The sequence below is a fragment of the Sphingobacterium sp. IITKGP-BTPF85 genome (assembly GCF_001006065.1).
GTDB lineage: Bacteria > Bacteroidota > Bacteroidia > Sphingobacteriales > Sphingobacteriaceae > Sphingobacterium > Sphingobacterium anhuiense.
Map to the genome: position 1 here is coordinate 54,635 of NZ_ASZT02000013.1, position 6,849 is coordinate 61,483.

Sequence of the window (6,849 nt, forward strand, 5' to 3'; positions counted from 1 at the left end):
CGATGCTTCATCTGTTCATTACTAGTGAACCCATCACTTAAAACCCGATTTTTCCTGCAACAGTAATTCTCCCCAAGCATTTAATTTCCATAGTACCTCCACCAGTTTTTCACCGAGAGGTGTAAGCGTATATTCAACACGAGGAGGCAACTCATTAAAGCTTTTTTTACTTAAAACACCATCTTCTTCAAGCTCCTTTAATTGTTGATTTAACACGCGGCGATCCACCTTAACTATTCCCCTCAACATTTCACTAGGACGCTTTTCACCTTCATTGATCCGCCAGATAATCGGAATTTTCCATTTACCACTTATCGTATTCACCGCAAATTCCAATGGACATATTTTTTCAGATATAGCTTGCACCTTTGATTTCATAAAATTGACTTTTTTATCCCATAGGGATAATAATATGCGGTATTGTCATTATGAATTTACTTTTAAATATTTGCAAAAACAAATCATATCGCATGACAAACTTAGCAAAGAAAATAGATGAAATTAATAAAAACTTAGCCGTGCAGTTGCCGGCTGACATTATCGAAGTTTTTAGTCAATCTATTCAAGAATTAAAGAGTAGTAAAATTGAAGAAAATAGCACACAGGTCGGTGATAAATTCCCCAATTTCAGCCTAAAGAATACCCGTAATCAAATCATCGACTTAAGTGAATTACTAAAAAAAGGCAAAGTAATTGTAGCTTTTTTTCGTGGTAGCTGGTGTCCCTATTGCAATGTAGAACTAAAGGCATTACAGGACCACATGGAATTTTTTAAAGAAAAAAACATTTCGTTAGTCGCTATAGCTCCACAATCGGAAAGTTATAACAAAGAATTAGAAGTGAACCACATGCTCCATTATGATATTTTGACGGATCAGGATAATACACTAGCCAAACAACTCGGTATTTCATTTGAATTACCAACATATGCAGTCGATACCTATGAAAAATTAGGGATTACACTATCTGAATATAATAAAAATGATCACAACGAATTACCAATACCAGCAGTGTATATCATTGATACGGACCATACCATAATCTATCAATTTGTTGACAGCAATTATATGAACAGAGTGAATATTCAAGACCTTATCGACCAATTATGATCGAAGTAAAAAGAAAAGGAGCAAGATCAACTAAAGATCTATCTCCATCTATTTTAAAGCAATTAAATTGTGGAGAAGTCGAAACAGCAAATCTGGTTGAGTGGTTAGCTATTGATCAACGATCTTTACTGACGCATATATTAAAGCAACATAAACGCATAGCGTATCTAAAACCAGTTTTAGTAGCTATTGATCAGCTAAAAAAACAAACAGTCAATACGATCAATGAAGCTATCGGAACAGCGCTCTTTGAGCAATCATTCAAAAATGGAGATCAGCAATTTCTAAAAATATTATCCCAACATCAGGCCGATATGGCTCGCTGTTGGGCAACATACACAATTGGCAGAAATCATGAATTGAGCATTGAGCAGACACTAGAGCAAATTAAGCCATTTGCTGCAGACACACATTTCGGAGTGAGAGAGATCAGCTGGATGGCGGTAAGACATAAAATTAAAGATAATTTAATTTCCAGCATCAGCATCCTTTCCAACTGGACTTCGCATGAAAACAAAAATGTAAGAAGATTTAGCAGCGAGGCTACAAGACCACGCGGTGTATGGTGTCAGCATATTGATCTACTCAAAAACAAACCTGAGCTAGCATTAGAAATTTTGGAACCACTTCGATCCGATCCAGATCGTTATGTACAGGACAGTGTTGGCAACTGGCTCAACGATGCCAGTAAGACAAAAGCAGATTTCGTGCGCTCACTTTGTGAGCGCTGGGAAAAAGAAAGTGGTACAAAAGAAACCAAATATATCATCAAAAAAGCATTAAGAACAATTGGATCATAAATAACCAAATACTATTTTCTTGTCATTTGCAAAGTGGAAACCAGTGAAAATTATTGTAAATTCAGTCCGAAAGACCAAGAATTATCAAACACATAAAATATGGATCCCGATATTAGAATGTACAATAATCAACTGAATCAAGAAGACCAAGCCATATGTGATATGCTAGCTGAGGAAATTTCCCAGCATTTACCAGATGCTGAAAATAAAATATGGCATGCACATCCCGTATGGTTTATAGAAAAAAATCCCATTGTAGGATACAGCAGACAAAAAGCTGGAATAAGACTGATGTTTTGGAGTGGTTCCGATTTTGAAGAAGAAAAATTAAAGATTATAGGATCTAAATTTAAAGACGCATCGATTTACTATAATTCCATTTCTCAAATCGATAAAAACGATTTAAAACGTTGGTTAGAGAAATCAATAAAAATACAGTGGGATTACAAGAATATTATAAAACGGAAAGGAATATTGATCCGATTGAAGTAAAGCCATAATTTCAAAAGCCCACAAATAAAAATATGAGCAAAAACATTTTCATCAACACCTTAATACGACCAAAACCCTTATATACAAAACTATTAACTTAAAATAAAAAGCACAATATAATTTACGCTTTTTGTTTTAAATATTAATTTATTTCGGTATGACGATCACCTCCAATATCCAGATCTTCATTGATCATTTTTAGTCTTCGACCAATAAGACTTAGTACCACATGCATGACCCCTACCGTTATTAATCCTATTCCCATCCAAATACCAATGGTAATACCTGCTATTAATGGGTTCCAAAGCAACAAGAATGAAAACAAAAGTCCTAAGATACCGGTAAACAGAATCCAGCCCCAATTACCTATTCCAACACGCTTGATCTCAAGAGCATTGGCAATTGTTGTAATGGACCTAAATAATAACCAGGCTCCAATAAATACCGATAACATCAATGCTGTCAATCCCGTATTGGCAATAAGCAATACACCAATAAACAAATTCAGCATACCACCAACCAAATGCCAACCCCAATTATCACTGTTCTTACGGTTCGATAATGCATAAAACAATTCAAATACGCCACTGATCAAAATTCCAACACTTAAAAATATACTCAAAGCCAGAAAAGAGCTAAAAGGTGCAGCTGCTGCATAAACACCTACTATAATATACAATATGCCAGCAATTAAAGGTAAATACCAGAATTTTAAAACCTTTTGAACAATACTTTTCTCCATAATTCGTGTGTTTTTAAATGTTAAATATAATTGGTAGATCATTACTTGTAGATCTACACTGACTATTTACATTAGATTTAGTTATTTTGTTTTAATGATTAAAAAAACTTTTTTAAAAAAAAGTTCAAATACTAAAAATTTTATTTTCACATCTCAAACGTATAAATACTCAATTAACCTTAAAAACCTTTTTCCATATTAAAGATTTTCATATAACTAGATTCCTTAAATAATAAATTTATACATTTTTCTCACAAGAGAGAAATGCATGTAAATAAACCCCAGTTATTCAAAATAATGGAAAATGAAATTACCGATTGAAGTGTTTTTATATGTCAATAAGTCTCTATTTAATATATTGATACCCCATTACAAAAGGACTACTAACTATTTTTAGGTAATGAAACGGCAAATACTGAACCTTTATTCAACTTACTTTCTACCCGAATAGTTCCTTCATTCAATCGGGTAAATTCAGCACAAAGAATTAACCCGAGACCAAACCCCCTTTCTCCTATCGTCCCCTTTGTAGATAACTGAGAGGAGGTAAACAACATATTTATTCGGCGGTCATCCATTCCCATTCCCTCATCTTTAATAAAAATATCAATCATATTGCCTTTAACATCTGCAAAAACCTTTACACGTCCGCAAACCTCACTAAATTTTATCGCATTGCTCAATAAGTTTCTTAAGATAACAGCCGTTTGATCATAATCAGCAAAAAGACTCATGGACTCAGGTATATTTATATCTACCGTAAGTTGTTTTTGTCGTACAAGGAAATCAAAAAATGAAATAATTCCAGCACTAAAGGCCGAAGTAAAAAAGTAACTTTTATAGTTTGAATTCCCTGCATCCCCCGCACACTCCATCGTAATAAATTGTCCATAACCGAGCCCAATTGGGAGACTTGATCTTTCAACAGACCGATAGTTTCGATTCTTTCATTATGCGTCAGCAAATCCTCATGAAACATCTGCAGTAAATTTTCAAGTGTTACCATAGGACTGCGAATATCATGTGCCAAAATTGAAAACATCTTTTCTTTATCCTTATTTAAAGAAAATAAGGCTTGACGCTGTTTTTCAATTTCCTGCTGATAGGTACCCTGGATACTTTTAAAGAAACTCACCACACCGACTATCAATAAAATCCCTACAATCATATTAGCATAAGCCTGTTCTGGAGGAACGGGAGATCCCAGTAAAGGTGGTTGAGGAAATAAAATCACGGCCACACAAGCTATAAAAATTAAAAAACATAAAGAAAACCTGATCCATTTGTTATCAATCATCAAGCTGGTCGTGATCAGCAATGCCACCAGAAAGTATTCGCCACCGTTATGAAAATACAATCCAGCCACAGTATAGATGATTAATCTTGAGATCACCATTACTAGTCGTGCACTCAGATACTTTCGATACTTATTCAATATAAGCACTGTTGTCGCATCGCAAACATTCAATAAGTTTAGAAAAGAAAGAAAATAACGTTCATTACCGAAATTAACAATAGCATAACTAAGCATACAGCACATTCCTATCCAATTTAAGATATTGATCAGCTTAGTATACTGAGATTCAACATAAGACATTTCAGGGTCAACCCCTACATTACTAAGCCGATATAGGATATTCTTTACATATACAGATAACGTATTGGCCATTAATTTTTGATGGTTAATTTGGATATTAAATCTAGTACAATTTTCTATTTAGGTGCTTTCCTGCTTCATTAAAATAGATATGAAATACTCCGCCATTATAAGAGAACTTCATTATCTGAATTCATTCAAATAGAACATCTACTAAACTAATGAAATACTTTCCGGTATGATCTCTTCATTTGAATGGAGAAAGTAAACGAGATTCAGAATTTACGAAACAAAACTAGCAAAATTTATAAGGTCTTTCCAACTTTTTATAACTGAACTAAAATTCAACAAAAACACTTCTTACTAAGAGATTGAGAGAACCAGTCCTATTTCAATGGCCTATGAGAGGAGCCTAAAAAATGAGAAACAGAAATAAACAAAAAGCACAGCATGGAGTTGCGCTTTTTGTTCTAAAACCTAATTTCAAATCCATTGGCAATTAAGGTAAATTAACCAAAAGATTGTTATGCATAAAATCTATTTAAATATGCGGCATATAACACAGATCATAATGACCATATAATCATTTTTAAAAAAAATATTTAAAATGATTATGTTAAGTTAGTCCAGTATTTTAATTTTCATATCTTTATATTCGATTTTCATCGGTGGTCCCACATGGACCTGCACACCGATCAATCCACTCTGCTTCCGATGTTGCTTATCATTATCCACGACCTCCGAAATCAACTTTCCATTGATATAGTGAGATAACTTATTACCTTTTGCAACAATTTCAATTTCGTTCCAGTCGCCAACTTTAACCGCATCAGCAAGTTGCGTTGCCGTCGCCAAAGTGTCTCGCACAATCAGGGTACTCCAGGCATTACCTTTCGAAGCGCCAGATTCACCTGCAGTTGGGTTCGGTATTTCTGTCTGTTGCCCGCGATAAGCTAAAGTAGTACGATTACGTTCCTCATAATTTTGGCCGGTATAGAGATGCCGACCATCAATATCAGCCTGATATCCTTTCAGAGCATACGGTAAGTTCCCAAAACGTTCACTCCGATAATTAATACCACTGTTACCATCTGCGGAGATCCTAAATCCGGACTTCAATACAAAATCACCCGGTTCTCCACCTTTCCAAATTAAAAAAGTATTATTCTTTAAAGGTTCTGCATCAGCTTTAATTTCACCAATCAATATACCACTCTCCATACGCCAATAGCTACTATCTCCCTCCCATCCTTCAATGTATTAGAATCAAGCATTGCGACAAACCCTTCTTGTACTGAACTATCAAGAACGGCATGCTGCCCCTGATCATGTTTCGTATTTCCGGCATTGCAGGCCAGCATCAAAAGCGAAGCTGTAGCAGTCAGATATCCATATTTTATCATCTTGTTCATTGTTATGAGCTAAAAGTTAATTTAACATTAATTGTTCCAATCTACATCATTGTCCGCCCAACATTTGTTTTTAGCAGACAATAAAACGGCTTCACACACCTTTTGGGTCTCATAGGCATCTCGAAAAGTAGGATGACATTCTTCACCAGTTTCTACACTTTTTAGAAAATCTGCTACTTGATGAACAAATGAGTGTTCATAACCGATGGATAATCCCGGTACCCACCATTTATCCATATAAGGTTGATCACCATCGGTCACATGAATCGAGCGCCAGCCTTTAACGATTGACTCGTCTGCATTATTAAAATATTCCAATTTATTAAGATCATGCAGATCCCAACGTAATGAACCTTTCTCTCCATTAATTTCAAATGTAAAAAGTGCTTTATGCCCTCGGGCATAGCGCGTAGATTCAAATAACCCCAAGGAACCATTAACAAAATGACAGTGAAATATACAAGCATCATCAATTTTGACATCTTCCATTTTCCCAGTTTCCTCACGTAAACGTTGCTTCACAAAAATTTCTGTCATTGCAGAAACATCTTTAATACCACCATTTAGCCACATAGCTAAATCAATACAATGTGCCAATAGATCTCCTGTTACACCAGAACCTGCAGCTTCGGCGTCCATACGCCAAAAAGCTCGGCCTCCCTGTGGTAAATTTTCATTTATAGTCCAGTCCTGCAAA

10 protein-coding genes are annotated in these 6,849 nt (G+C 35.1%); 3 read left to right on the top strand and 7 right to left on the bottom strand.

The genetic code is table 11. The annotated features are described in order from the left end of the window. Positions 1 to 33: 33 nt before the first annotated feature. Positions 34 to 378 (bottom strand): winged helix-turn-helix transcriptional regulator, encoded by a 345-nt coding sequence (locus L950_RS04515; protein ID WP_021187875.1) that lies wholly within the window; start codon positions 376 to 378, stop codon positions 34 to 36. Between the two features lie 92 nt (positions 379 to 470). Here L950_RS04515 and L950_RS04520 point away from each other — a divergent pair, with 92 nt between their 5' ends. The 3 genes from L950_RS04520 (at position 471) to L950_RS04530 (ending at position 2,401) form a co-directional block, all read left to right on the top strand. After that, positions 471 to 1,109, top strand: a complete 639-nt coding sequence (locus L950_RS04520; protein ID WP_021187876.1) for a peroxiredoxin-like family protein — start codon at positions 471 to 473, stop codon at positions 1,107 to 1,109. Further along, positions 1,106 to 1,909 carry a DNA alkylation repair protein gene (locus tag L950_RS04525; protein ID WP_021187877.1) on the top strand — a complete coding sequence of 268 codons (804 nt, stop codon included), beginning with the start codon at positions 1,106 to 1,108 and terminating at the stop codon, positions 1,907 to 1,909. The genes L950_RS04520 and L950_RS04525 overlap by 4 nt, the downstream gene beginning before the upstream one ends. 99 nt (positions 1,910 to 2,008) lie before the next feature. Next, entirely contained in the window at positions 2,009 to 2,401 is a 393-nt protein-coding gene (locus L950_RS04530) for a DUF1801 domain-containing protein (protein WP_021187878.1), read from the top strand. 142 nt (positions 2,402 to 2,543) lie between these two features. Here L950_RS04530 and L950_RS04535 read toward each other — a convergent pair whose 3' ends face one another. The 6 genes from L950_RS04535 to L950_RS04550 all read right to left on the bottom strand — a co-directional run. Continuing rightward, a complete protein-coding gene (locus L950_RS04535; RefSeq protein ID WP_021187879.1) occupies positions 2,544 to 3,143 on the bottom strand; it encodes an HdeD family acid-resistance protein in 600 nt (199 codons plus the stop codon). Positions 3,144 to 3,526: 383 nt separating this feature from the next. Then, a complete protein-coding gene (locus tag L950_RS31910) occupies positions 3,527 to 3,877 on the bottom strand; it encodes a sensor histidine kinase (protein ID WP_021187880.1) in 351 nt (116 codons plus the stop codon). Between the two features lie 20 nt (positions 3,878 to 3,897). Continuing rightward, the gene (locus L950_RS04540; protein WP_021187881.1) at positions 3,898 to 4,812 is read right to left on the bottom strand and encodes a HAMP domain-containing histidine kinase; all 915 of its coding nucleotides are present in this window, start codon (positions 4,810 to 4,812) and stop codon (positions 3,898 to 3,900) included. Positions 4,813 to 5,361: 549 nt separating this feature from the next. Beyond that, positions 5,362 to 5,961 (bottom strand): DUF1080 domain-containing protein, encoded by a 600-nt coding sequence (locus L950_RS04545; RefSeq protein WP_021187882.1) that lies wholly within the window; start codon positions 5,959 to 5,961, stop codon positions 5,362 to 5,364. Then, positions 5,943 to 6,152, bottom strand: a complete 210-nt coding sequence (locus L950_RS29445) for a hypothetical protein (RefSeq protein WP_021187883.1) — start codon at positions 6,150 to 6,152, stop codon at positions 5,943 to 5,945. Before L950_RS29445 ends, L950_RS04545 begins: the two co-directional genes overlap by 19 nt. A gap of 27 nt (positions 6,153 to 6,179) precedes the next feature. After that, positions 6,180 to 6,849: Gfo/Idh/MocA family protein (locus tag L950_RS04550; protein ID WP_021187884.1), on the bottom strand; the 670-nt coding region annotated here is incomplete at its 5' end.

Bases quoted from the DNA above. Each gene is read 5' to 3' on its own strand.
- L950_RS04515 (WP_021187875.1), bottom strand. From the start codon at position 378: ATGAAATCAAAGGTGCAAGCTATATCTGAAAAAATATGTCCATTGGAA.
- L950_RS04520 (WP_021187876.1), top strand. From the start codon at position 471: ATGACAAACTTAGCAAAGAAAATAGATGAAATTAATAAAAACTTAGCC.
- L950_RS04525 (WP_021187877.1), top strand. From the start codon at position 1,106: ATGATCGAAGTAAAAAGAAAAGGAGCAAGATCAACTAAAGATCTATCT.
- L950_RS04530 (WP_021187878.1), top strand. From the start codon at position 2,009: ATGGATCCCGATATTAGAATGTACAATAATCAACTGAATCAAGAAGAC.
- L950_RS04535 (WP_021187879.1), bottom strand. From the start codon at position 3,143: ATGGAGAAAAGTATTGTTCAAAAGGTTTTAAAATTCTGGTATTTACCT.
- L950_RS31910 (WP_021187880.1), bottom strand. From the start codon at position 3,877: ATGAGTCTTTTTGCTGATTATGATCAAACGGCTGTTATCTTAAGAAAC.
- L950_RS04540 (WP_021187881.1), bottom strand. From the start codon at position 4,812: ATGGCCAATACGTTATCTGTATATGTAAAGAATATCCTATATCGGCTT.
- L950_RS04545 (WP_021187882.1), bottom strand. From the start codon at position 5,961: ATGGAGAGTGGTATATTGATTGGTGAAATTAAAGCTGATGCAGAACCT.
- L950_RS29445 (WP_021187883.1), bottom strand. From the start codon at position 6,152: ATGAACAAGATGATAAAATATGGATATCTGACTGCTACAGCTTCGCTT.